The 25,940-nt window shown below is 50.8% G+C and carries 25 protein-coding genes; 19 read left to right on the top strand and 6 right to left on the bottom strand.

The genetic code is table 11. From position 1 onward, the window contains the following. Positions 1-21: 21 nt before the first annotated feature. The 5 genes from pckA to EC843_RS08805 all read right to left on the bottom strand — a co-directional run bounded on the left by pckA (position 22) and on the right by EC843_RS08805 (position 6,812). A complete protein-coding gene (pckA, locus tag EC843_RS08825) occupies positions 22-1,641 on the bottom strand; it encodes a phosphoenolpyruvate carboxykinase (ATP) (protein WP_064542797.1) in 1,620 nt (539 codons plus the stop codon). Positions 1,642-2,621: 980 nt separating this feature from the next. Beyond that, on the bottom strand, positions 2,622-3,500 hold the full coding sequence (gene hslO / locus EC843_RS08820; RefSeq protein WP_064542806.1) for an Hsp33 family molecular chaperone HslO: 879 nt from the start codon (positions 3,498-3,500) through the stop codon (positions 2,622-2,624). 28 nt (positions 3,501-3,528) lie between these two features. Next, a complete protein-coding gene (gene hslR / locus EC843_RS08815) occupies positions 3,529-3,930 on the bottom strand; it encodes a ribosome-associated heat shock protein Hsp15 (RefSeq protein WP_133522101.1) in 402 nt (133 codons plus the stop codon). Then, positions 3,930-4,610 carry a GMP/IMP nucleotidase gene (gene yrfG / locus EC843_RS08810; RefSeq protein WP_121814755.1) on the bottom strand — a complete coding sequence of 227 codons (681 nt, stop codon included), beginning with the start codon at positions 4,608-4,610 and terminating at the stop codon, positions 3,930-3,932. Before yrfG ends, hslR begins: the two co-directional genes overlap by 1 nt. A gap of 60 nt (positions 4,611-4,670) precedes the next feature. Beyond that, entirely contained in the window at positions 4,671-6,812 is a 2,142-nt protein-coding gene (locus tag EC843_RS08805) for an intracellular growth attenuator family protein (RefSeq protein ID WP_121814756.1), read from the bottom strand. A 348-nt stretch (positions 6,813-7,160) separates the two neighbouring features. Here EC843_RS08805 and nudE point away from each other — a divergent pair, with 348 nt between their 5' ends. Continuing rightward, on the top strand, positions 7,161-7,721 hold the full coding sequence (nudE, locus tag EC843_RS08800; protein ID WP_064542818.1) for an ADP compounds hydrolase NudE: 561 nt from the start codon (positions 7,161-7,163) through the stop codon (positions 7,719-7,721). A 49-nt stretch (positions 7,722-7,770) separates the two neighbouring features. Here the strand turns inward: nudE and mrcA are convergent, their stop codons facing one another. Further along, on the bottom strand, positions 7,771-10,323 hold the full coding sequence (gene mrcA / locus EC843_RS08795; protein ID WP_064542821.1) for a peptidoglycan glycosyltransferase/peptidoglycan DD-transpeptidase MrcA: 2,553 nt from the start codon (positions 10,321-10,323) through the stop codon (positions 7,771-7,773). 119 nt (positions 10,324-10,442) lie between these two features. Between mrcA and EC843_RS08790 the strand changes: the two genes are divergently transcribed. The 18 genes from EC843_RS08790 to EC843_RS08705 all read left to right on the top strand — a co-directional run bounded on the left by EC843_RS08790 (position 10,443) and on the right by EC843_RS08705 (position 25,936). Beyond that, entirely contained in the window at positions 10,443-11,267 is an 825-nt protein-coding gene (locus EC843_RS08790; protein ID WP_133522100.1) for a pilus assembly protein, read from the top strand. A 68-nt stretch (positions 11,268-11,335) separates the two neighbouring features. Then, entirely contained in the window at positions 11,336-11,818 is a 483-nt protein-coding gene (locus EC843_RS08785) for a PilN domain-containing protein (protein ID WP_133522099.1), read from the top strand. Then, positions 11,802-12,269, top strand: a complete 468-nt coding sequence (locus EC843_RS08780; protein ID WP_064542830.1) for a hypothetical protein — start codon at positions 11,802-11,804, stop codon at positions 12,267-12,269. Before EC843_RS08785 ends, EC843_RS08780 begins: the two co-directional genes overlap by 17 nt. Next, entirely contained in the window at positions 12,259-12,645 is a 387-nt protein-coding gene (locus tag EC843_RS08775) for a HofP DNA utilization family protein (RefSeq protein WP_064542833.1), read from the top strand. Before EC843_RS08780 ends, EC843_RS08775 begins: the two co-directional genes overlap by 11 nt. Beyond that, positions 12,584-13,831 carry a type IV pilus secretin PilQ gene (gene pilQ, locus EC843_RS08770; RefSeq protein ID WP_074388510.1) on the top strand — a complete coding sequence of 416 codons (1,248 nt, stop codon included), beginning with the start codon at positions 12,584-12,586 and terminating at the stop codon, positions 13,829-13,831. The genes EC843_RS08775 and pilQ overlap by 62 nt, the downstream gene beginning before the upstream one ends. 319 nt (positions 13,832-14,150) lie before the next feature. Further along, positions 14,151-14,672, top strand: a complete 522-nt coding sequence (aroK, locus tag EC843_RS08765) for a shikimate kinase AroK (protein WP_064542836.1) — start codon at positions 14,151-14,153, stop codon at positions 14,670-14,672. Positions 14,673-14,732: 60 nt separating this feature from the next. After that, a complete protein-coding gene (gene aroB / locus EC843_RS08760) occupies positions 14,733-15,821 on the top strand; it encodes a 3-dehydroquinate synthase (RefSeq protein WP_064542839.1) in 1,089 nt (362 codons plus the stop codon). A 98-nt stretch (positions 15,822-15,919) separates the two neighbouring features. Further along, positions 15,920-17,242: a cell division protein DamX gene (damX, locus tag EC843_RS08755; protein WP_064542842.1), complete on the top strand. Its 1,323-nt coding sequence runs from the start codon at positions 15,920-15,922 to the stop codon at positions 17,240-17,242. A gap of 64 nt (positions 17,243-17,306) precedes the next feature. After that, positions 17,307-18,125 carry an adenine-specific DNA-methyltransferase gene (gene dam / locus EC843_RS08750; protein WP_064542845.1) on the top strand — a complete coding sequence of 273 codons (819 nt, stop codon included), beginning with the start codon at positions 17,307-17,309 and terminating at the stop codon, positions 18,123-18,125. A gap of 45 nt (positions 18,126-18,170) precedes the next feature. Next, positions 18,171-18,848: a ribulose-phosphate 3-epimerase gene (rpe, locus tag EC843_RS08745; protein ID WP_064542848.1), complete on the top strand. Its 678-nt coding sequence runs from the start codon at positions 18,171-18,173 to the stop codon at positions 18,846-18,848. Further along, the gene (locus EC843_RS08740; protein ID WP_064542851.1) at positions 18,841-19,554 is read left to right on the top strand and encodes a phosphoglycolate phosphatase; all 714 of its coding nucleotides are present in this window, start codon (positions 18,841-18,843) and stop codon (positions 19,552-19,554) included. Before rpe ends, EC843_RS08740 begins: the two co-directional genes overlap by 8 nt. Next, entirely contained in the window at positions 19,547-20,551 is a 1,005-nt protein-coding gene (trpS, locus tag EC843_RS08735; RefSeq protein WP_064542856.1) for a tryptophan--tRNA ligase, read from the top strand. The genes EC843_RS08740 and trpS overlap by 8 nt, the downstream gene beginning before the upstream one ends. Positions 20,552-20,911: 360 nt before the next feature. After that, positions 20,912-21,814, top strand: a complete 903-nt coding sequence (yhfZ, locus tag EC843_RS08730; RefSeq protein WP_064542859.1) for a GntR family transcriptional regulator YhfZ — start codon at positions 20,912-20,914, stop codon at positions 21,812-21,814. Between the two features lie 24 nt (positions 21,815-21,838). Then, positions 21,839-22,195: a PRD domain-containing protein gene (locus EC843_RS08725; RefSeq protein WP_133522098.1), complete on the top strand. Its 357-nt coding sequence runs from the start codon at positions 21,839-21,841 to the stop codon at positions 22,193-22,195. 91 nt (positions 22,196-22,286) lie between these two features. Then, a complete protein-coding gene (locus tag EC843_RS08720; protein WP_133522097.1) occupies positions 22,287-23,462 on the top strand; it encodes a YhfX family PLP-dependent enzyme in 1,176 nt (391 codons plus the stop codon). Continuing rightward, positions 23,455-24,690: a phosphopentomutase gene (locus tag EC843_RS08715; RefSeq protein WP_133522096.1), complete on the top strand. Its 1,236-nt coding sequence runs from the start codon at positions 23,455-23,457 to the stop codon at positions 24,688-24,690. Before EC843_RS08720 ends, EC843_RS08715 begins: the two co-directional genes overlap by 8 nt. Next, positions 24,683-25,573: a phosphotriesterase-related protein gene (locus tag EC843_RS08710; protein ID WP_133522095.1), complete on the top strand. Its 891-nt coding sequence runs from the start codon at positions 24,683-24,685 to the stop codon at positions 25,571-25,573. The genes EC843_RS08715 and EC843_RS08710 overlap by 8 nt, the downstream gene beginning before the upstream one ends. A gap of 9 nt (positions 25,574-25,582) precedes the next feature. Beyond that, on the top strand, positions 25,583-25,936 hold the full coding sequence (locus tag EC843_RS08705; RefSeq protein WP_034499110.1) for a DUF2620 domain-containing protein: 354 nt from the start codon (positions 25,583-25,585) through the stop codon (positions 25,934-25,936). The last annotated feature ends 4 nt before the right edge of the window (positions 25,937-25,940 follow it).

The following is a 25,940-nucleotide window of genomic DNA, read 5'->3' as shown; positions in this document are numbered from 1 at the left end:
TACTATCAATTACAGTGCGAATTACAGCTTCGGCCCTGCACTCACCAGTGCTGCACCTGCTGGAGTGTCAGTGTATTTATCAAAGTTCTCGATAAACAACTTAGCCAGTTGCTCAGATTTTTCCTGCCACAATTCTGGGGATGCGTAGGTTTTACGTGGGTCCAGAATGTGGGTATCAACACCTGGCAGCGCAGTTGGAACCGCAAGGCCAAAGATTGGTAGCGTGAAGGTTTCAGTGTCGTCCAGAGAACCATCCAGAATCGCATCAATAATCGCGCGCGTGTCTTTGATGGAGATACGTTTGCCTGTGCCGTTCCAGCCGGTATTAACCAGATAAGCCTGAGCGCCTGCGGCCTGCATGCGTTTGACCAGTACTTCTGCGTATTGAGTCGGGTGCAAAGACAAGAATGCAGCACCGAAACAAGCGGAGAACGTTGGTGTAGGCTCTGTGACACCGCGCTCTGTACCGGCCAGTTTGGCAGTAAAGCCAGACAGGAAGTGGTACTGAGTTTGATTTGCCGTCAGGCGTGAAACCGGAGGCAGAACGCCAAAGGCATCAGCGGTCAGGAAGATAACTTTGTTGGCGTGGCCCGCTTTAGAAACCGGTTTAACGATGTTATCGATATGGTAAATCGGGTAGGAAACACGGGTGTTTTCGGTTTTAGAACCGTCATCAAAGTCGATAGAACCATCGTCACGCACGGTGACGTTTTCCAGCAGCGCATCACGGCGAATCGCATTAAAGATTTCCGGTTCTGCTTCTTTGGATAAACGAATGGTTTTTGCGTAGCAGCCGCCTTCGAAATTGAACACGCCGTCATCGTCCCAGCCATGTTCATCATCGCCAATCAGGCGACGTTTTGGATCGGTAGAAAGCGTAGTTTTACCGGTGCCAGACAGACCAAAGAACACAGCTACATCGCCTTCTTCGCCGACGTTTGCTGAGCAGTGCATTGAGGCTATGCCTTTCAACGGCAGCAGGTAGTTCATGATCGAGAACATACCTTTCTTCATTTCGCCGCCGTACCAGGTCCCGCCAATCAGTTGCACGCGTTCGGTAAGGTTAAAAGCGATGAAGTTTTCAGAGTTCAGACCCTGTTCTTGCCATTGTGGGTTAGTGCATTTTGCACCGTTCATCACCACAAAATCAGCTTCAAAGGTGGCTAATTCTTCGTCTGTAGGACGGATGAACATGTTTTTAACGAAATGAGCCTGCCAGGCCACTTCGGTAATAAAACGCACTGAAAGACGGGTATCTGCGTTTGCACCGCAGAAAGCATCAATAATAAACAGGCGTTTTCCAGACAGTTGGTTGGTGACCAGGTCTTTCAGATGGTGCCAGGTTTCTTCGCTGAGCGGTTTATTATCGTTTTTACCCTTACCATTATCCGCCCACCACAGGGTATCGCGCGTCGTGTCATCACGGACAATGTATTTATCTTTCGGGGAACGACCGGTAAAAATGCCGGTATCAACAGCAATTGCACCGAGATTTGTTTCTATGCCGCGCTCAAAACCTTCCAGGTTGGGATTTAGTTCTTCGTGGTACAAGGTGTCGTAATCAGGGTTATAAATCACTTCACTTGCGTCATGAATTCCATAAGCCTTGAGATCTTGCGGGGTTATGCCTTTAACTCGCATTTCACTGCTCCTTAGCCAATTTGTACTGCTTGAGATTGTAGGGTTGTTTATTGGTTGTTAACCGCGACACCTATCATAGATTTGAGCATCCACTCGAATCCATATAGCGGAAAACGCTGTGAAGCGAGTCACAACGGGGTGAGAGTATGGCAGGAAATATAAATGCATCGGGGAAAATATTCTGAATATGTTAAAAAATAGTGCGATTAACGGACGAGGTGTGACTGAGAGCGCACTTGTGTGCAAACTTTGAAATTGATTTAGGCCTGGATGCCCTCACCCTGGCCCTCTCCCTGATGGAGCTGTCTCTTGGTCACATCTCTGTGAGCCGGGAGACAGTTCCGTTCACCCGATGTTCAGTGTTTCATATAGCCACTGAACCGGTGAACGTCTTAGGGTGACCACCGTCGTCACCCTAAGAACCCTGACTCCCGGCAAATAAATCGCCGCAAGCGGTAAACCTCCATTTTGCCTCCGTGTCAGGGTCGGTTGCGATTCGTTCCAGACGATCGCGCCCTCCAGCCGTTCCCGACGGCTGGACCCTGCCACCTGGAGTCAAAATGGAGGCGATTTAAGCCGGACCAGAAATTCAAGGTCAAAGTCAAAAGCCAGAACGGTTTTGACCTTGTCCCCGGCTTCAATCGCGCCGTTTTTTACCCTTCAGTCGGGGTCACGTGGTCGGGAACCACGTGAGAGAGCGATCGTCGGGAACGAATCGCGAACGACCCCGAATGTTGGGTGAAAAACGGTGTTTACCGCTTTAGCGGCGATTGATTTGCCGGGCGCCTGGATTATCAAGGGGTTGGCGTTAACCCCTTGATACGTTCACCGTTTGCGGGAATTAAAGAGATAACTGAACACACGGGTGAACGGAAAACCAGCAGGGCTTACAGATCTCACCCTGACAAGATAGCCAGGATGAGTTGTGTACAAGAGACAGCCCACAGGAGAAGGAGAACGCCAAAATGGGCAAAAAACAATCAATGAACCTGCGGATCTGCCGGGGAGGCGTTGTTGCGGATCTCAGCAATGTCCATTGAGTTGAACACATAGTGGTTGCCGCAATAATCGCAGTTCATGTCAATTTCACCTTCGTCTGCGATGATGCTGTTCACTTCTTCATCAGGCAGAGTTCTCAGCGCATCGGCACAGCGCTCACGTGAACAAGTACATTTAAATTCGACGTTTTGTGGGTCGTAAAGTGTTACTTCTTCTTCGTGATACAAACGCCACAGCACATCATTGGCTGGCAATGTCAGTAACTCTTCAGCCTTAATTGTCTCAGTCAGTGCAGCCAGGTGGTTGAAGTCGTCTGCTTGCGCGTCTTGAGCTGGCAGCACTTGCAGCAGCATACCGCCAGCCACAGGTTTGCCTTCAACATCGCCGGTACGGATAAACAGGCGCGTTGGGAGCTGTTCGGAACGCAAGAAGTAATCTTCCAGGCATGCCGCCAAAGTATCGCCTTCCAGCCCAACCACACCTTGATAGCGCTCGCCTTCAGCCGGAGTGATGGTGATCACCAGGTAGCCATTGCCCACCAGGGTTTTCAAATCTGCATCGGCAGGGATTTCACCTTTATAACGCGCAACACCACGCATTTGCTGGTTATTGTTGCCGTTGATGACGGCAAGGTTCATTGGGCCATCACCCTGCAATTGTACGGTAATGTCGCCATCAAATTTGAGGGTCGCCGTCAGCAGGCTGGTCGCGACCAGCAATTCACCAAGAATAGTTTTCACCGGGGCCGGGTAATCATGGTGTTCCATGATTTGCTGCCAGGTATCGGAAACCGTTACCAGTTCACCGCGCACGGCGAAGTTTTCAAACAAGTAACGATGTAGTTGGTCGTGTTGAGCCATAATTTTCTCTCATGCATCAAGATGGCAGCTATTCGTTGCCACCGTGTTTAAATTTCATCAAATCGCGACGCTCTTTTTTATCGGGGCGTCGGTCGGGGTGTGGCATCGTCAGCGCATTCATCTTGCGCGCCAGCGCCACTTTTTCCCGTTTAGTGATACTTTCTGCTGTCTCTTCATAAAGCTGTGAGGCATCAGTGGCCGGACGACGTTGCTCAGTAATGGCCAGCACTTTGACGGTTTTCTCGTCATTACCCTGGCGGAGTGTCAGCATGGCATTCAGCTCAATGATTTTACTCGGCTTGCTGCGTTGGCCGTTGTAATGCACTTTCCCGCCTTCCACCATTTCCCGGGCAATGGCACGGGTTTTATAAAAACGCGCTGCCCACAGCCATTTGTCGAGACGCACACCTTCAGACGCTTTTTCTTTCATCACGACTCCTTAAACATCAACTTCGGGAGTAGTTGGCGATAATCGTTCAATGCCGGATGGCGTTGCCAGGTTTTGTCGGGCTGGCCTGAATCGGGATTGGTCACACCCAGGCAATAGCGAATGCCAAACTTCGCAGCGGAATCCAGAATTGGTTCGCTATCATCTATAAATAGCGTTTTCTCAGGTTCCAGCCCGGTGTGTTCAGTAACGGCTTGCCACAACCGCTGATCTTCTTTCGGATAACCAAATGTGTGGGTAGAAAGTAATAAATCAAGGTGCTGAGCTAAACCGGTATGTTCAAGTTTGACGGCCAGATTATGCGGATGCGCATTGGTCAGCAAAATGCGGCGCTTTCCGCAGGATTTAAGGGCGTCAAGGAACGGGACGGTATCTTCACGTAACACCGCATTTGGCCCTTGTGCGGTGGTCATCGCACAAATATCCAAACCCAGACGCTCACTCCAGTAATCCAGACAGTACCAGTTTAGCGTATGTTGCACCGCGTGATATTCCTGACGAATCAGCTGATGGGCTTCATCCAAAGGAATCGATCTGTGTTCACTGAGTGTTTCTGGAACCAGTTTCTGCCAGAAGTGATTGTCGAAAGCGAGATCCAACAACGTGCCGTCCATATCCAGCAAGACGGTATCGACCTCTTGCCAGGCAATATCAATATGCATAGGTTCGGACCTGATTAAGAAAAACTGCGTGACAGGTTAGCACAACCTGTCACGCGAAGTTTAGAACAGCGGGCGTACAGCGGAGATTGTGGTAAGAGACGGATTGATGCAGTTGTCATAGTACTGCTGGATTTGCGCCAGACGGTTGCGATTACGGCGATAACGGCGAATAGCCAGTACACCGTTAACCAGCAGACAAATAACCATACTAATAAGCAACAGCGTGGTACTGATGTAACTCCATAGTCCGCTGCTATCCGGGACTCGGTGCAGAGTAATATGCTTAGTGCCGTTCGCATCCTGGCTAATGCCGGTAATAATGCCTTCGGCTTTAAATGGCGTTTTGAGCAGCATTTCAGCTAGCCGCTGGAACTCAGACCACTGCTCTTGCGCTGGAATATCGTATAGCGGAACGGGCGGCAACGGTTGCTCAACCAGGTCGCTACCTTCGTCACTAATAATCACGTATCCGCCTGGTGCTGGGCTATTCAGAGCCTGCGCCGCGCGTGATGTTTCACGGATAAAGAACGGTGCCGTAGAGGTGGTCACCAGGTTATCCAGCGACTCGGCACTGACTGGGCGCAGCAGTACATTCACGCCAGCGAGTCTTCCAGAATCAGCTTTTTTGGTCAGCGTATCCCAATCTTTGGTATTGCCGAGGTTTACCAGCGCATTTTTCAGTCGTACACATTCGTCGTCACTGGTACAAAGCGCCTGAGTTTTCAGCACAATACCGGCGAAATCGTCCAGCAACACCATGCCTGATTTCTGAATCGCACTGCGTAACTGCGGGTTAACTTTTGAATCATCGCTGGCCTGCGGATGGATTTGCCCACTCACTGCCTGCGTTAACGCCGTGGCTTTATCCATAATATCTGATTCCGGCACCGGCAGAGATTGGGCGGTATTCCAGATAATTTGTGAACAGTCGAACGGCGTAAACGGATAAGTTTGTCGCGTGGTGTAGTTTCCTGGCGTATGGACGTTACACATCCCCGTACCGTTTACTTTCAGCGTGTCGCCAACCCGGAGCGTTGTTTTATCGAGATCAGCCACCGTTTTGGCTTCGATAGTTTTCGCGCCTTCCAGCCAGGAGATACTTAGCTTGAGCGGCATTTCTAAAGGTACCCAGATTGTCAGCATCGTCAGCACTAACAGGCTACCGATGGCAATCACCAGGTTGCGGACCCAGTGTTGGATAGGGAAGTTGCGGACTTCGTCATGCAATGACAGAAAACGCCCCTGGCGAATGACATGGCGGTCGAGATAAATATCAATATCCGTTTTTTGCCCGAGATCCTGAGCAACATACGGTTGCCAGTGAGCTGGATAGATCAGGTCGATTATCCCTAACGAGATATTATTAATCTGTTCCTGATTTGACTCGCCAAATAGCCCCCAGCGTTTAGGCGTGCCGCGTAAGCAGTGAACTTCACGCAGCGCATTTTTTGCCGGCGGAGCAAATAAACCCCACAGGCTCGCGGCCAACAGCATAAAGGCGCCACCCACTAACCACGGTAAAACGACCGACGGGGTCACCAGACACAAAAACAGCATAATGAAAGCCACACAGATGAGTAAGGCCTCACGTAATCCGTCGGGACGACTCAGCGCGTACTCTTCAGGGGTTTCCTGGCGGATATTCAGCAGTTCTATTTGTTCGCTTTCTTCTCCACGAATCGACGCCTGGCTGTGAGGGTTCTTTTCCAGAGCGAAACCAAAATTTTCGCTGCTGTAATCGATAAGTGTGTGTCCGTTAAGGGAAATCACCAGCGGCATGGTTTCAGTTCGAATCAGCTCAACGTAGTTATCGTTGGTAATGTACTGTTCCCAGAATGGCGGAAGATGTACCTCTACAGAATCGAGGTAGTAACGCCACTTATTCGGATCGTCGGTGGATAAGCCATAGCGGGTGATAGCGCGAGTGAGCGAAAGCGCGGTGTTACTCAACGCATTGAGCACCAGTTTGGGCGGCGCGGCGCTGGCACCAGAAGGCCCGACGATATCCTGCGTGCGGGCTAAAGATTCGATGTAATTTTCAACAGCGGCGCGTTCATCAGCAGTTAGCTTGCGCGAGGTCGCGCCACTAAATGATTGTGCTTGTGAGACACGAGCGCGTAAGCGCAGGTTGCGCCAAATCAGCCACCCCGCAATTAAGATGCAGGCCAGCATAGCAGCTAAAAGAAGTAATAAGGTGCTCATGCTTTCCCCATCAAACACTCGTTTTTTTATTAAAACGCAGCAAGTTGCACCCCTTACAGCATTCGGGCGTCTGCCCAACAGACTTTAAGCTACATCTTTATCGGCAGCTATGACGTCTTTCTTGAGACATTTTTGGTGCATAGCGTGCTGTAACATAATGTTAGCAAAGCGACTTTGCGAGAAATATCAGCAAATTCCTATTTCATTTGCAGCCCGTTGACATGTAGCAGAGACTGAGAAAAATCACTGTAAAGTTACAGGAATGTAAATAATTTCGAATGTTCGTTGCGTGAGATATGTGGCATACCGCACAATGAAGTACCTGCATTTACTGTTAGCCCAGCCACAATGAGTAAACCATTACAAAAACCGACCATTTTACATGTTGAAACCGTGGCCCGTTCACGGCTGTTTAATGTCGAAACGGTGGACCTGGAATTTAGCAACGGTGTGCGCCGCGTCTATGAGCGGATGCGCCCGTCTGCGCGCGAAGCTGTAATGATAGTGCCTATCATCGACAATCATTTGATTTTGATCCGTGAATACGCAGTTGGAACTGAATCCTATGAGCTTGGTTTCTCTAAAGGGTTAATCGACCCTGGCGAAACCGTCTTTGAAGCGGCAAATCGCGAACTCAAAGAAGAGGTTGGATTTGGCGCTAATCAGCTGACGTTTTTGAAAAAGCTGACAATGGCACCGTCCTATTTTTCCAGCAAAATGAATATCGTGATTGCTGAGGATCTTTATCCCGAATCGCTGGAAGGTGACGAGCCTGAAGAGTTGCCACAAGTCCGTTGGCCGCTGGCGTCGCTGCTTGATTTGCTTAATGAAGAAGATTTTAGCGAGGCGCGAAATGTCAGTGCGCTTTTCCTGGTGCGTGAATGGTTGAAAGAGCAGGGGCGTTTGTAGTTCTGCTCAATGCAGCCCGCATCAAAGTGAGGCGGGCTGCATCAACGTCTTAGAACAACTCGTGGCTCTCGCCGTTATCAATTATCGTGGTACCCACTTCATGCACAGCCTGCTGCGTCGGTTGAGTGCCTTCGATAAAGAATTCCGGACGGCTACTTCCACCATTCGCCAATTGCCCGGTGTAACGGTCAATATTCACGGTGACGATGCCCGGTGGTGGGGTTAACGGTTCTTCCGGTACGCCTTCCAGTGCGGCTTTCATAAAATCATCCCATGCTGGTTGAGCACTCTTCGCCCCACCTTCATAACCTGAGATTTGATCTTTAATAGCGCCTGATGCGGAGGTTCGTCCAAGGTCACGGCGATGATCGTCAAAACCAATCCATACGGATGTCACCACACCAGGCCCGTAGCCTGAGAACCACGCGTCTTTCGAGCTGTTCGTGGTGCCGGTTTTGCCGCCAATATCGTTACGCTTTAGATCACGACCCGCACGCCAGCCGGTACCTTGCCAACCGGGTTCGCCATAAATATTGGAGTTCAGCGCACTTTTGATCAGGAATGCCAATGGAGTGTTAATCACATGCGGTGCGTACTCCGGCGGGCTGCTCTGTGCAACCAACTCGCTGTTCGCTTGTTCCAGTTTCGGCATTGGCACGCTGGCGTTCTGCTGTTCCTGAGATTGTGCGACATCTTCCACATCCTGATTTTCCAGCACATTAGACTTTTGCGTTTCACCGTAAATCACTGGAATATCACAATCAGCACAAGCCACTTTCGGTTTGGCTTCAAAAAGAGTGCCGCCAACTTCAGTCTCAATTTTTGAGATGTAGTACGGGTCGACCAGGAAGCCACCGTTGGCCATCACAGAATAACCGCGAGCGACCTGCATCGGCGTGAACGAGGCTGAACCTAAGGCCAGAGATTCGGTGTGCACAATATTCTGCGCAGGGAAGCCGAAACGTTGCAGGTATTCAGCTGCATAATCGACACCCATGGCTCGCATCGCACGCACCATCACCACGTTTTTCGATTGGCCAAGCCCCTGACGCAACCTGATTGGTCCTGCATATTCTGGCGGAGAGTTTTTCGGGCGCCAGTCGGAACCGGCACCGGCATCCCAGCGCGAGATCGGCACATCGTTCAGCACGCTCGCCAGGGTCAGACCTTTATCCATTGCTGCTGTATAAAGGAACGGTTTGATGTTGGAGCCAACCTGGCGTAATGCCTGCGTGGCGCGGTTAAACTTGCTCTGATTGAAGTCAAAACCACCCACCAATGCGACAACTGCACCGTCATGTGGATTGATAGAAACCAGTGCGGAATTGACGTCCGGGACTTGCCCAAGCCACCAACTCTCTTCAACCTTACGCACCCAGATTTGTTGCCCAGCTTGCACGACATCCGTCACTTTGCGCGGCGTTGGGCCTTGTGCGGTATCTGAACGATAAGGACGCGCCCAGCGCATGCCCTCCATACTGATGGAAACGGCGCTGCCGTCAGCCATCATCGCTGTCGCTTCTGTCGGGGTTGCCTGGGTAATAACGGCAGGGAACATTGGGCCGTAGACCGGTAGATTCTTTAACGAATCAACAATCCTGGTTTGATCCCACGGTGTTTCGCCCACTTTCCACAGCACATTGGATGGGCCGCGGTAACCATGGCGCATATCGTAAGCAATTACGTTATTGCGTACGGCTTGCTGCGCGGCTTGCTGATTTTTGCGCGCGATGGTGGTGTAAACCTTAAAACCATCTTCGTAGGCTTTTTCACCATAACGCGCCACCATATCCTGGCGCACCAACTCTGAAAGATACGGCGCAGAGAAAGCGATTTCTGGCGCGTGATAATTAGCATCAATAGGCTGATTACGCGCTTCATCATACTGCGCCTGCGTAATATAGTTTTCGCTTAACATACGCGATAACACGACATTACGACGGGAAGTGGCACGATCCATTGAGTAAAGCGGGTTAAAGGTTGACGGTGCTTTTGGCAAGCCGGCAATCACCGCCATTTCACTCAGTGTGAGTTGATCAATCGGCTTACCGAAATAGACTTGTGCTGCCGCACCGACACCATAGGCACGGTAACCGAGATAAATCTTGTTAAGGTATAACTCGAGGATTTCATCTTTAGTCAGCAACTGCTCGATACGAATCGCCAGGAACACTTCTTTTATCTTACGCATCAGCGTGCGTTCAGGGCTCAAGAAGAAGTTACGTGCCAACTGCTGCGTGATGGTACTCGCACCTTGAGAAGCGTGACCCGAAAACAGCGCCACACTGGCAGCACGGAAGATCCCGACAGGGTCAACACCGTGGTGCTCGTAGAAACGGCTGTCCTCAGTTGCAATAAACGCTTTCACCATCACTGGCGGAATTTGCTGGAGCGTAACCGGGATACGGCGTTTTTCCCCGTATTGTGCGATTAGCTCACCATCGGCGCTATAAACCTGCATTGGGATCTGGAGTCGCACGTCTTTAAGCGTGGCGACATCAGGCAACTGCGGCTCAATAAATTTGTAGAGCCCGAAGATCGAGCCTGCTCCCAGCAGAATGCAACACACTGCAAGGATTAATAAATACTTTACGAACTTCACCTTAGATTTCCCATTACGTTTCCATTGGGCAGTTTATAAACAACCGCGCGGTAGTATAAAGGCAAGCCAGTGGCATTGGTATGGCATTTTCCTCGCACGGCGATAAGGAGATCGTAATCATGATGTTCTCGACCTGGCAAATAGGCCTGGATATTCAACATGAAAGCATTCGTGCTGTGGCTGTCCAGCGCCAGCGGCAAGGGTGGCAGCTTCGGCATTGGTGGCAACTTCCATTGCCCGAAGGCACCTTTCGTGATGGTTTATTAACTAATTCTGAAGCTTTCACTAAAGCTTTGCTGGACTGGCGAAAAGAATTGCCGGTTCGCCATCAATTACGCGTTTCTTTTCCAACCCAACGGACATTGCAACGCCCCATTCCTGCGCCTGATAAACGTCTGGCGGAACCTGCAAGTGAAGCGTATATCGCATCAGCCACTGCACGGCAGTTGCAGATGACACCGGCTCAATTGTGCTGGGATTATTTAGCGTCACAAGATGTTACTGACCCGTATCTGATCATAGCTGCGCGCCAGACAGATGTCGCAGCGTTGATAAAAAGTCTGGCAGCGATAAGGCTCTATCCGGCAACGCTAACTCCCGGTGCGAGTGCATTGCCAGCGCTCATTGCACCGTGTCATTTGGAGAAGTGCCAGTATTTAGTACATCACGAAGGGGATCACTGGTTGTGGGCCTCTGCTGAAGCCATGCCACGTTGGGGATGGGTTGATACCCATGTTATCCCAACGATTGCCGAGCTATGCCAGCAATTAAAAACTGCGCCAGACAGAGTGGCACTGAGTTTCGCGCAGCCACAGTCACTGCCAACTGGGGTATTACTTTTGGACGCCTGGGAGGCACTTTCACGTTTGCAGCCGCCATTGCCACGTCATGGCGGGATATTTACGGTGGCAATAGCGCTGGCAATCGGTCAGGTTTCCCGATGAAAGGGCTAATAAATTTATTGCCCTGGAGGAAGACACTGCGCCAACAGAGGATATGCCGTTGGAGTGTATTGCTGGCTGCGGTTTTCATTCTCGCTCCTTTATTTGCCGCTGGCGCCCGGCAGTTATCGGCATGGAAATTAAGCCAGCAGCAGATTCAAAATGCATATCTGGCAAGTACGCTTCCCGCCTTGCAAGCCCTGTATCAGCAACAATTGGGTTTGCAGGAACAGAACAGAAAATTACTGCAGTTGCAGCAAATTCGCGATGCACAGCAACAGGCCGTGCAGGTATGGGAACGGCGATTACTTCGTCTGGCGAGCGGCTTGCCTGCCGGAGCCTGGTTGTCCTCTCTCACCCTACAAAAGGGGCGATTTGAGATTAAGGGACACGCAATGGAGCTGGAAGATATACGGACGCTGGAAAAGGACCTTGCTCAGCTTGGCGATGTGGCGACAGTGCAGACGGATGCGGTTCAGCATGAAACACCCGGTGGGTTTGGCTTCGGTTTCACACTCACGCTGTCTGAGGTAGCCAATGCCCTGGCTGATTGAACGCTGGTTTAGTGGTGCGCACTGGGTACGAGTCGTTACCTTTACCACCTTAAGTAGCATGGTCATTCTTGCCGTATGGCTGTTGCTGGTAGTGCCGCAGCATTCTCAGATTCAACAGTTGCGAGCGAACAGCATGAAAGCGAGTCAACAACTGGCACTGTTAAGACACAAAATCCGGCAGTTGGCTGCACATGAACAACCTGTTATGTCGTCAAATTCGCCAGTGTTTTCCGTGGTGGAGTTTGTCAGACAAGCGGACGGGCAATTAGTGAAGTGGCAGCCGGAAGAGAGAAGCGCTGTTCTGACTATGTTGGTTCCGTGGGAAAAATTGCCAGGATTATTCATATGGCTCGCTGAATACCGTGTTGTGGCAGACCACTCGTTCACCATCACTGCCCAAGGGGAGTTACTCAATCTGGTTCTGGGCATGGAGTTTGCCGATGATCCGTAGCATTAGCGGGTTGGTCTTCCTGGTTATCTCCCCGGCGTGGGCGATACCTCCAAATCCCTTTCAGCCACACATTTCGCTCTGTGAAAGTTTGGCCACTCAACTTGAGAGTTGGTCGTTAAATGGCGTTATCACTTCAACCAACACCAGCACGGCTTTGATGCTCAGCCCACAAGGTGTATGGCGGCGAATCAAGCAAGATAACGAGCTCTTTGAAGGTGCTCAGATTGAAAGCGTGGGTGAGGGATATGTGGTCGCCAAACTTGGTCCAGGTTGCCCAATCTCTTCTTACCGTTGGGATATAAAAGGAAAAACACATGCAATGGATGCGGGTATTACTTCTGACGCTGGTGCTGCCATTCACCAGCCAGGCCGATAAAGGTATTTCGCTGGTACTTGATGATGCGCCGATAAGCCAGGTGTTGCAGGCGCTGGCTGAAACCCAACGAGTTAACCTGTTGATTGCACCTGGTGTTGAAGGTGTGCTGTCGCTTAATTTAATCAATGTGCCGTGGAAACAAGCGTTTCAACTGGTGCTCAATAGCGCTGAGCTGACTCAGCAACGGGACGGCAATGTCATACAAATTCTTTCTAAGGCTCGCCAGCGCGAACAGCAAGCGTTAGCAATGGAACAGCGTAAACAGCTCACTCTCAACCAACCGATGTTGCAGCAGGTTTTTGCCCCCCATCATGCTGATGTTGAAGAGCTAGCCAGTGCATTGAAATCGGCTGGCGCGAAATTAATGAGCGCCATGGGCTATGTCACGGTAGATAAGCGAACTAATCGGCTGATTGTGCATGACAATAAGGATGTATTGAAACAGATTACCGCCTGGATAGCTGAAATGGATTTACCCATTGGGCAAGTGGAAATCGAAGCCCATATTGTCACTATCAATCAGGACAAGCTGCGCGAGCTGGGTGTGAAATGGTCTGCTGCGGAGCAAACTGGAGAAAGTAAAATTTACCAGCCTACGGGAATCTCGGCCGATCTCTCGGTCGCAAACGCCACGACTAAAGTCGGTTTCAATATTGCTCGCATCGATGGCCGGCTGCTGGAACTGGAGCTATCTGCTCTGGAGCAGCAGCAACAATTAGAGATTATTGCCAGCCCGCGCTTGATGGCAGCTCACCAGCAACCTGCCAGCATTAAACAAGGGACTGAAATTCCCTATCAGGTTTCTAGCGGTGAGAGTGGGGCAACCGCAATTGAATTTAAGGAAGCGGTTCTGGGGATGGAAGTGACTCCAACCATTCAGCCTCATGGCAATATTCGTTTGAAGCTACGTATCAGCCAAAATATGCCGGGCCGAAGTATTCAGCAGGCTGATGGCGAAGTGCTGGCGATAGACAAGCAAGAGATAGAAACTGTGGTGGCGGTGAAAGATGGCGAAACCCTCGCGCTGGGTGGGATTTTCCAGCAGCAAAACAAAGACAGCAATGATAGTGTACCCATTCTCGGCTCGCTCCCACTCGTCGGGAGCCTGTTTCGCCACGATGCTAAAAACCATCAGCGCCGCGAATTAGTGGTATTTATTACTCCGCGACTTATCCCTGTTCTATAGTGTTTTCTTTCGCCATAGTGGAGTTTTTCTTTGAAACGGTGCCCAGGTGTTTGACGGCAGAGAGGAATTAGCTTACAAGGTGTACCGTTTCGAGAGGCTGGATGCTCAAGACTTGTGACAGATAACCCTGATTTATGCATTTTCTTCTTCATAAGAACGCTGGGGAATATAATCGGTTGCCAAACCACCTTGAGTATTGAGATAATTTTCAGTCTGACTCTCGCACTATCGCTTATGAGGTTTCAGTTCATGTCCCGCTGCACCTGGTTTTAACAGGGCGGGTTTATCATCAACGAATTGTCTTAGTAGTACCGAAAAAATGGCAGAGAAACGCAATATCTTTCTGGTTGGGCCTATGGGTGCCGGCAAAAGCACTATTGGGCGTCAGTTAGCTCAGCAACTCAATATGGAATTTTTCGATTCTGATCAAGAGATTGAGAAACGTACTGGAGCTGATGTGGGCTGGGTATTCGACGTTGAAGGCGAAGACGGCTTCCGCGATCGCGAAGAAAAAATCATCAACGAACTCACTGAAAAGCAGGGCATTGTGCTGGCAACTGGCGGCGGCTCTGTGAAGTCTCGTGAGACCCGTAACCGTCTCTCCGCCCGTGGAGTTGTGGTGTATCTTGAAACCACAATCGAAAAACAGCTTGCTCGTACACAGCGCGATAAAAAGCGCCCACTGCTGCAAGTTGAGACTCCACCGCGTGAAGTTCTTGAAGCATTAGCTCAAGAGCGCAATCCTCTTTACGAAGAGATTGCTGATGTGACGATTCGCACTGACGACCAAAGCGCCAAAGTGGTTGCCAACCAGATTATTCATATGTTGGAAAGCAACTGATTCTGGCTTAATCGAAAAAAACGCCTGCGGGCTAAGCAACATCAAGGTGGACTTCGCGTTATGGAGAGGTTAACAGTCACTCTCGGGGAACGTAGTTACCCTATCACCATTGCTGCTGGGTTATTTAGTGACTCGGCATCTTTTGGGCCGCTGAAAGCTGGCGACCAAACGATGCTGGTGACCAATGAAACCCTGGCGCCGCTCTACCTGGATAAGGTGCGTGGCGTGCTTGAGCAAGCGGGCGTTAAAGTCGATTCCGTCATCCTTCCGGATGGCGAACAATTTAAAAGCCTCGCAGTATTAGATACTGTCTTTACCGCGTTGCTTGAAAAGCCACACGGTCGTGATACGACACTCATCGCCCTTGGTGGCGGTGTCGTCGGTGACCTGACTGGCTTTGCTGCGGCGAGCTATCAACGTGGCGTGCGTTTTATTCAAGTCCCAACCACCTTGCTTTCGCAAGTGGACTCTTCAGTTGGCGGAAAAACAGCCGTTAACCACCCCCTCGGTAAAAATATGATTGGTGCGTTCTACCAGCCAGCTTCGGTTGTGGTGGATCTCGACTGTCTGAAAACTTTACCGCCGCGGGAGTTAGCCTCTGGCCTGGCTGAAGTGATTAAATACGGCATTATTCTCGACGGTGAATTCTTCGATTGGCTTGAAGAAAACCTGGACGCATTGCTGGCGCTTGATGGCAAAGCGATGTCCTGGTGTATTCGTCGTTGTTGTGAGCTGAAAGCCGAAGTTGTTGCCGCTGACGAGCGCGAAAGCGGCTTACGTGCTTTACTGAATCTGGGCCACACCTTTGGTCACGCTATAGAAGCTGAAATGGGCTATGGCAACTGGCTGCACGGTGAAGCTGTTGCTGCAGGTATGGTGATGGCGGCTCGTACAGCACAGCGTCTTGGGAATTTCAGTGAGGCCGATGTGCGCAGAATCATCAAACTGCTACAACGTGCCGGGCTGCCAGTGACCGGGCCGAAAGAAATGCTTGCCGCCGCGTATATGCCCCACATGATGCGTGACAAGAAAGTTTTAGCTGGTGAGCTGCGCTTGGTGCTGCCACTGGCAATCGGGAAGAGTGAAATGCGTGGCGGAGTGCCACACGATGTCGTTTTGTCCGCCATTGCTGATTGTCAGCAGGCTTAATTATTAGAAATTTCGGTCGCTTGTAGTCAGGCGATTTTTAACTTCGGGTGATGTGCTGAGTTCGAATTGCTGGCATAAGCCTTTGAGTGGGGTGTTAAATGGATGAGTTTAAACCGGAAGACGAACTGAAACCTGATCCCAGCGATCGCCGTTCAGGCCGTAACCGTAAAGCTGATGAGCGCGACAGTGAGCCACATTTCAATGTCGATGATGTTGAGTTAGACGCCGACGAGCCTCGTCCTGCGCGTTCCCGCCGTACTCGTGATGAAGAAGAGTATGAAAACGATGACGAGATGCAAGTTGATGCAGAAGAACGTCGTCCGGCGCGTGCCCGCAAAAAATCCGCTAAACCGAAAGTTCCGGTATCCCGTCAGCACCTGATGATGGGCATTGGTATTCTCGTTCTGTTGCTGCTCATCATTGGGATTGGTTCGGCGCTGAAAGCCCCATCTTCTGATACGGAAACTGTGAATAAGAATCCGTCTGCCGAGAAAAACATTGATCTGTCTGGTTCTACTAGCGATCAGGCTAATGGTACTCAACCTCAGCCAGGTTCGACATCTGCGGCTAACCAGACAGAAAATGCAGGAAACCCACAAGAAGTGACTCTTCCTGCCATTTCGTCAACCCCGACTGACGCACAAACTCAGCCTGCACCTCAGGGCCAGCAGCGTGTTGAAGTTCCGGGTGATCTGAATAACGCCCTGACTCAACAATCCGGCCAAATTGATAATGTGGTGAGCAATTCAACGTTGCCAACCGCACCGGCTACAGTTGCCGCAGTTGCAGGTAGTAATGGCGCAACGACAGCACCACGCCCGGTCGCGAAATCAGAGCCTGCGAAGCCAGCAGCACCACGCCAGGAACGTAAAACTGCAGTGATTGAGCCGCACAAAACTCAGCCTGCTAAGCAACAGACTGTGGCGAAAACGCCAGTAGCGGAACCAAAACCGGTAACGACTGCGAAACGTAGCGAGCCAGCTCCAGTTCCCGCACCAACTGCGACTACATCTGTGAAAGTCCCTGTGACCGAAGTTGCACCGAAAGCGACGACTACGACCACTGCTACCGCAGCCACTCCAGCTCCGAAAGCAACAGCCGCTGCGCCAGTGACAGCAGCAACAGGTGCTGTAGCGGGTGATGCGGGCGCAATCAAAGGCGCTCCTGGTAGCAATTACACCTTACAACTCAGCTCCTCTTCTAACTCAGATAACTTGAATGCCTGGGCGAAGAAAGAGAAACTGCAACACTATATGGTCTACCAGACAGTTCGAAATGGTCAGCCATGGTATGTGTTGGTTAGCGGTATTTACGCCAGCAAAGATGAGGCAAAACGTGCCGTAGCAACATTGCCAGCTGATGTACAGGCTAAGAACCCGTGGGCAAAACCTATCCATCAGGTTCAGTCTGATCTGAAGTGATGAACAAGCGCAGCCGCTGTTGGAACCTTTCCACAGCAGGAAAAGGTGTAAATAGTTAGGCAGCATGAAAAAAAATCGCGCTTTTCTGAAATGGGCGGGGGGGAAATACCCCCTGCTCGAAGACATTAAAAAGTATCTGCCGAAAGGTGATTGTTTGATTGAGCCGTTTGTTGGTGCTGGCTCAGTCTTTCTGAATACTGATTACTCCCGTTATATCCTCGCAGATATTAATAGCGATCTGATTAACCTATATAACATCGTCAAAACACGTACGGATGAGTACGTTGAAGAGTCCAGAAAACTCTTCACTGCGGCACAAAACGACGAGCAAGCGTTCTATCTCAATCGAACTGAATTTAATCTGTGCAAAGATGAGTTCCGTCGTGCACTTCTGTTTTTATATCTGAACCGCCATTGTTACAACGGCCTTTGTCGTTATAACCTACGTGGTGAATTCAACGTCCCGTTCGGCCGCTACATCAAACCCTACTTCCCGGAAGAAGAGTTGTATCATTTTGCCGAGCGAGCACAAAACGCCACGTTCCTGTGCCAGTCGTATGATGTCAGCATGGCGAATGTCGCTGCGGGTTCTGTAGTCTATTGCGACCCGCCTTACGCGCCATTGTCTGCCACGGCTAATTTTACGGCGTATCACACCGATAGCTTTAATATGGTGCAGCAACAACATCTGGCGCAGTTAGCTGAAAACTTGCAAGAAGGTGGCATCCCGGTGCTGATTTCAAACCATGACACTGAGTTGACTCGGTTGTGGTACAAGCAGGCGAAAATGCATAAGTTGCAGGTTCGGCGCAGCATCAGTCGGGATGGTGGAAAACGTAACAAGGTGGACGAACTGCTGGCGCTTTACAAAGTCGGTGCCTAAGCTGTTTCGCCCGCGGTCGTTTTTGATTTGCTATTGGAGAAGCGGATGAAACAGTTTTTGATTGCCCCATCAATCCTCTCAGCCGATTTTGCCCGCCTGGGTGAAGACACGGCTGCGGTACTGGCTGCTGGTGCGGATGTCGTCCATTTTGATGTTATGGATAACCATTACGTCCCAAATCTCACCATCGGCCCGATGGTACTAAAAGCCCTGCGTGATTACGGTATTACCGCTCCTGTTGATGTGCATCTGATGGTGAAACCCGTTGACCGTATTATTCCGGACTTCGCCGCTGCCGGTGCCAATATCATCACCTTCCACCCGGAAGCGTCAGAGCATGTTGACCGTTCCCTGCAACTGATTAAAGAGCATGGCTGTAAAGCAGGCCTGGTGTTTAACCCGGCGACATCGCTCAGTTGGCTTGATCACGTTATGGATAAGCTGGATGTGATTTTGCTGATGTCCGTTAACCCCGGTTTCGGTGGGCAATCTTTCATTCCTCATACGCTGGAAAAATTACGTCAGGTGCGTGAACGTATTGATGCTTCGGGTTATGACATCCGCCTGGAAGTCGACGGTGGTGTAAAAGCGGACAACATCGCAGAAATTGCCGCAGCAGGTGCAGATATGTTTGTCGCCGGTTCTGCGATTTTCAACCAGCCGGATTACAAAGCGGTTATTGACCGTATGCGTAGTGAGTTGGCAAAGGTAACTCATGGATAAGTTAAATAAAATTCGCGGTATCGCCTTTGATTTAGACGGTACGCTGGTTGACACCGCATTGGGTTTGACGCAGGCAATGGACCAGGCGCTGTATGCGCTGGAGTTGCCAACAGCAGGTGAAGACAAAGTTGAAAAGTGGATCGGCAATGGTGCCGATGTGCTGGTTAAGCGTGCGCTGACCTGGGCGTTAAAAGGCGAAGAGCCACAAGACGACCAGTGCCGTATCGCGCGTAAACTGTTTGATGCTTTCTATGCACAAACTGCGGAAGAGGGCAGTTTCCTGTTCCCTGAAGTGGCTAACACTCTGGCGGCATTGGCCGAGAAAGGCCTGCCGATGGGCCTGGTCACTAACAAGCCGACTCCATTTGTGCTGCCGATGCTGGAAAGATTAGGCATCGCGCATTACTTCAAAATCATTATTGGTGGCGACGATGTGGAAAATAAAAAACCTCATCCCGAAGCGCTGCACAAAGTGATGGAGAAGTTGAACCTCAGTGCTGAAGAGCTGCTGTTTGTTGGTGATTCACGCAACGATATTCTCGCAGCACAGGCGGCTGGGTGCTGTTCCATTGGCCTGACTTATGGTTATAACTACGGTGAAGCCATCGAGTTGAGCAAACCCGATTTCGTGTACGACCATTTCAACGATTTATTGCCCGCATTAGGGCTCTCTAACAAAGAACATCAGGAATCAGAACATGAGTAAGCCCATCGTCTTTAGTGGCGCACAGCCATCAGGTGAATTGACCATTGGTAACTACATGGGTGCGCTGCGTCAGTGGGTCCATATGCAGGATGATTACCACTGCATTTACTGCATCGTTGACCAGCACGCGATTACCGCGCGTCAGGATGCGACACAACTACGCAGCCGTACTCTCGATACGTTGGCGTTGTACCTGGCTTGCGGTATTGACCCGGCGAAAAGTACTATCTTTGTACAGTCCCACGTGCCTGAACATGCACAACTGGGCTGGGTACTGAACTGCTACACCTATTTTGGTGAGCTAAGCCGCATGACTCAGTTCAAAGATAAATCTTCCCGCTATGCTGAAAACATTAACGCTGGCCTGTTTGATTATCCGGTGCTGATGGCCGCTGACATTCTGCTGTACCAGACCAACCTGGTGCCCGTTGGTGAAGACCAGAAACAGCACCTGGAACTGAGCCGCGATATCGCTGCACGTTTCAATGCGTTGTACGGTGATGTGTTCAAAGTACCAGAGCCGTTCATCCCGAAATCTGGCGCGCGCGTAATGTCTCTGCTTGAGCCGACCAAGAAAATGTCTAAATCAGACGATAACCGCAACAACGTTATTGGCCTGCTGGAAGACCCGAAATCTGTCGTGAAGAAAATCAAACGCGCGGTAACTGACTCTGACGAGCCACCTGTCGTGCGTTACGATACTGCCAACAAAGCGGGCGTATCCAACATGCTGGATATCCTGGCGGGTGTGACGGGTAAATCTATCCCTGAGCTTGAGCAGCAGTTTGAAGGCAAAATGTATGGGCACCTGAAAGGCGACGTGGCTGAGGCTGTTTCAGACATGTTGACCGAGTTGCAGGAGCGTTTTCATCGTTTCCGTAACGATGAAGCATTCTTGCAGCAAGTGATGAAAGACGGTGCCGAGAAAGCACGTGCGCACGCCAGTGCCACGCTGAAAAAGGTCTATGAAGTTATTGGGTTTGTCGCACACCCATAATTTTTAACACAACCCTCATCCTAACCTTCTCCCTGAGGGAGAAGGGATTGATCGGTTTTCCCCTGTCCTGCAGGAGAAGGGATTGATCGGTTTTCCCCTTTCCTGCGGGAGAAGGGATTGATCGGTTTTCCCCTGTCCTGAGGGAGAAGGGATTGATCGGTTTTCTCCTGCCCTGCAGGAGAAGGGATTGATCGGTTTTCTCCCTCTCCTGCGGGAGAGGGCCGGGGTGAGGGCGTCCCTCCCCATAAATTCCCCAGCTAAATATCTTTTGTGATCATATTCTCTTTTTGCATCTTTCCCGTTTGCCATTTATATTCAATTTAATGAAGATATAACTATTCAATAAATTGAAGATTAAATATGAGCCGTAGCTTTATCAAAAAAGAAGGGGTTGCCCAGGCCAGTCTGGCGCGTTATTTGCTGGGCGAGAAAAGCGGTAACCGACTGAAAACCATTGATGAACTGGCGAGCGAATGTCGTTTTTCCGTCGGGCTGATTCAGGCGGCGTTAAAAACCCTTGAGAATGCCGGAGCGGTAAAAGTTGAGAGACGCGGGCGCAACGGCAGCTATCTGGTCAGCATGGATAACAAAGCCTTATTGGCTTTTGCTGATATCGGCAATGTCGTGTGTGCGATGCCGCTGCCTTACACCCGCCTTTATGAAGGTTTAGCCAGTGGCCTGAAAGCGCAGTTTGATGGCATCCCATTTTACTACGCGCATATGCGTGGCTCAGATGTTCGGGTGGAATGCTTGTTGAATGGCGTCTATGACCTTGCGGTTGTCTCAAGGCTTGCCGCGCAGAGCTATCTCGATAACAGCGATGTCTTTATGGCGCTGGAACTTGGGCCACACACTTACGTTGGCGAACACAAATTGATTTGCCGTACCGGTAATCAGCAAATTAGACGTGTCGGCCTCGACCCGCGTTCCGCCGACCAGCGCATTATGACGGACATTTATTTCGCGGGTCAGCCGGTTGAGATCCTCGATGTGCCTTACCACGAGAGCCTTAATCGTATCGCCAAAGGCGAAATTGATGCGGTTATCTGGAACGTGGGTAGTGAGGCGGATCTTGAGTTACTCGGCCTGCAAGCGCAGCCCCTTAAAGGCGACTCGCGTTTTTTGCAGGCTTCCGAGGCCGTGGTGCTGACTCGCGCCGATGATGCGCCAATTAATCAATTGCTGCGCACAGTGGTGAACAAAAATGAGCTGCTTGCTCACCAACAAAGAGTGCTGCTGGGTGAGCAGGAGCCAAGCTATTAGAACTTCATCAAAGGGTAAATCAGGATGGAAGAACGGCTAAACCTGCTGTGTGATGCGGGCGTTATCGACAGAGATATTTGCGACGGCATGATTGCTGTCGTTGAGAAAATGGAAACGATGTGGGCCATTCCCATGCGTAATGAACAAGGGGAAATGGCGATCACCCATATGGCAAACGCGCTGATGCGCAGCCGTCGGGGTGAAGAAATCGGCCCACTTGATGAAGACCTGCTGGAAGAAATTGTCACTTCTCAGGCTTATGCCGAACTGCTGCCGATTCACCAGGCGATGCTGGCTCCCTTTGATGTGAATATTCACCCGAATGAAGAAGGCTATCTGCTCGCGAACCTGTTTAGTTTGTGGATGGTTAGCAAAGGCTAAGAATTTTTTTGTCAGCCGTCTGCTTTAACTTAAATATTCAAAAAAATGATTATTTAAGTTTTTTTGCAGCATGGAGTCGAGAGGCAAGGGCATGTTTATTGAAGCACTCAAGGCACAAAACCCGGCACTGATTGGGGCCGCACTGAAGTTATGGCAGCAGGGAGAGATATTGCCAGATACCTGCGTCATTGATGTTGATAAGGTTTTGGAAAATGGACGCCGCCTGCTTGAAACAGCAGAGCGTCATGGCATCACGCTGTATCTGATGACCAAGCAACTGGGGCGTAATCCGTGGCTGGCGAAGCGTCTGATTGAGCTGGGTTTTCACGGTACCGTTGCGGTGGATTTCAAAGAAGCCCGCACGCTGCGCAATGCAGAAGTACCGGTTTCCCATGTCGGACATTTAGTTCAGCTACCAAAAAGTCTGGTAACGGAAAACGTCACCGCTTCACCTGAAATGATCACCGTTTTCTCGCTGGATAAAGCCGAGGAAATCTCTGTTGCAGCGCAACGTCTTGGGCATATCCAGCCCATCATGTTGAAAGTGTTCGATGAACAAGACCACCTGTATTCAGGCCAGGAAGCCGGGTTCCCGTTGTCAGCACTGGATAACGTGGTTGCCGCTCTCAAGAACATGCCGGGCGTGAAAATCGCCGGGCTGACCCACTTCCCCTGCCTGCTCTGGGATGAAGAATTACAGCAAACGCTGCCCACGCCCAATCTGCATACGCTATTGCAGGCGCGCGATATGCTTCGTGCGCAGGGCATAGACGTGGCACAGCTCAACGCGCCATCGGCTTCAAGTTGCAGTACTTTACCGCTGCTGGCTGAATATGGCGTGACCCATGCCGAACCGGGTCATGCTCTAACCGGAACGATTCCCGCTAACCAGCATGGCGACCAGCCAGAACACATCGCCATGCTCTATCTCACCGAAATCTCACACCAGTTTCAGGGCAACAGCTATTGCTTCGGCGGCGGTTATTACCGCCGTGGTCATGCGCAAAACGCGCTGGTTTTCCCTGTTCTGGACGGTGAAGCATTATCAGCAAAATTGCTACCGATGGACGACAGCAGCATTGATTACCACATCGGGCTGGCGGGCGAGTTCCCGGTCAGCACGCCAGTGGTGATGTGTTTCCGTACTCAGGTTTTTGTCACGCGCAGCGATGTGGCACTGGTGTCCGGAATCAGCCGCGGAGAACCTGTACTCGAAGCTTTGTATGACAGCCTTGGTAACCCCATTTGCGGAGGTTCGCGTGAGTAAGTTTGTGGTGGTGGTGATTGATAGTTTTGGCGTCGGCGCGATGGACGATGTGCCACAAGTCAGGCCGGAGGATATCGGTGCAAATACCTGCGGGCATATTTTGCAGCATTTCCCACAATTACGTTTACCGGTGCTGGAACAGCTTGGCTTGATCAACGCGCTGGGTTTTACCACCGGAGCCATGCACCCTTCAGCGAATGCTGTTTACGGAACAGCCGCGCTGCAACATGAAGGTGGCGATACTTTTATGGGGCACCAGGAAATTCTCGGTACCCGTCCACAAGCGCCGTTGCGTATGCCTTTCTCTGAAGTGATTGATGAAGTAGAGCGTGCACTGATTGCCGATTGTTGGCAGGTCGAACGGGTGGGCAGTGGGCTGCAATATTTGTGGGTCAATCAGGCGGTGGCGATTGGCGACAACCTTGAAGCTGACCTCGGCCAGGTGTTTAACATCAGTGCCAATCTGAATGCGATCTCTTTCGAGGAAGTACGCAATATCGGCGAAATTGTCCGCCGTTGCGTGCAGGTTGGGCGCGTGATTGCGTTTGGCGGCCTGCTGGAAAGCAGTTCGCAACTCCAGAATGCCGCCGAGGAAAAACAGGGCAAATACATTGGCATTAACGCGCCGCGATCCGGGGTGTATCAGCACGGTTTTCAGGTCGTTCATATGGGGTTCGGGGTGAATGCCAGCGTACAGGTGCCACAAAAACTGCATGAGTCCGCTATCAAAACAGTACTGGTGGGGAAAGTGGCCGACATCGCCATCAATCCGCACGGTGTCAGCTATCAGAACCTCGTTGATACCCAGCAAATCATGGACATCACGCTTGCTGAAGTCCAAAAGCCCGGTGACGTTTTTATCTGCACCAACATTCAGGAAACCGACCTCGCCGGGCACGCTCAGGATGTCGCACGTTACGCCGAGCGTTTGCAGGTGGTGGATAAAAATCTCGGCAAGTTAATGGACGTGATGCAGCCCGGTGATTACCTGGTGGTCATGGCCGATCACGGCAATGACCCGACCATCGGCCACAGCAAACACACCCGTGAAAATGTGCCGCTGCTCGTCTGGCAGCGGGGGATCACCGGCGCAAATCTTGGCCGCAGAACAACACTGTCTGATGTGGGTGCTACCGTTTGCGATTTCTTTAACGCAAATGCGCCACAAAACGGCACTTCATTCTTGTCACAACTGCACACCACGAACACCGGAGGCAACCATGGCTGAACAGCAACGAATTGGTGCGTCGGGCTACACCTACGCGCATGAACATCTGCATATCGACTTATCGTCATTCAAAAACAACATCGATTGCCGCCTGGATCAATACGACCTGATTTGTGCGGAAATGAAAACGCTGTACGCGCTGGGCGTGCGCAACATCATCGAAATGACCAACCGCTACATGGGGCGTAACCCTCAGTTTATGTTGGATATCATGCGTGATAGCGGAATGAACGTCGTCGCGTGTACCGGTTATTACCAGCATGACTTTTTCCCGGCTCACGTCGCCACAACTCCCGTTGAAAAACTGGCGCAGGAGATGATCGACGAAATTGAACAAGGTATTGATGGCACTGAATTAAAGGCCGGGATCATTGCTGAAATTGGTTCGAGCGTAGACGTAATTACCCCTGATGAAGCCAAAGTTTTTGCTGCTGCGGCTTTAGCGCACCGTGAAACTGGGTGTGCGATTTCAACTCACACCTCTTTTAGCACTATGGGGCTGGAACAACTGACGCTGCTGAAAAGCCACGGTGTGGATTTATCTCGCGTTGTTGTGGGCCACTGCGACCTGAAAGATAACCTCGACAACATTCTGCGCATGATTGAGCAGGGCGCGTATGTGCAGTTCGATACCATCGGGAAAAACAACTATTACCCGGATGAGAAACGCGTGGCAATGCTGCAAGAAATTGCCAGCCGCGGGCTGCTCGACCACGTCATGCTTTCCATGGATATTACCCGTCGTTCACATCTGAAGGCGAACGGTGGGCTTGGTTTTGATTATTTGCTGACAACGTTCGTGCCTCTTTTGCTCGAGGCAGGCTTCTCTCAGGCCGACGTTGATTTGATGTTACGTGACAACCCCTCTGTCTTCTTTAAATAAGGATTTCCCATGAAAAAGATCGGTGTTGCTGGCTTACAGCGTGAACTTATTAAAAAAACCATCGAAACGTCTGCACCTGACTGCTTTGAAGTGTTTATTTACAACGATATGGAAGCTGCCATGAAAGTGAAATCCGGGCAGCTTGATTACTACATTGGTGCCTGTAATACCGGCGCTGGGGCAGCACTTTCCATTGCCATCGCGGTGATTGGTTACAACAAAAGCTGCACCATCGCCAAGCCTGGCATTAAGGCAAAAGAAGAGCAGGTGGCCAAAATGGTGGCGGATGGGAAAGTTGCTTTTGGTCTGTCGGTTGAGCATATCGAGCATGCCATTCCGATGCTTATCGCCCATTTAAAATAAAGGC

Origin of the sequence: Buttiauxella sp. JUb87 (genome assembly GCF_004361975.1) — a bacterium.
Classification (GTDB): Bacteria; Pseudomonadota; Gammaproteobacteria; order Enterobacterales; family Enterobacteriaceae; genus Buttiauxella; species Buttiauxella ferragutiae.
This window is presented reverse-complemented; position numbering and strand designations above follow the sequence as displayed.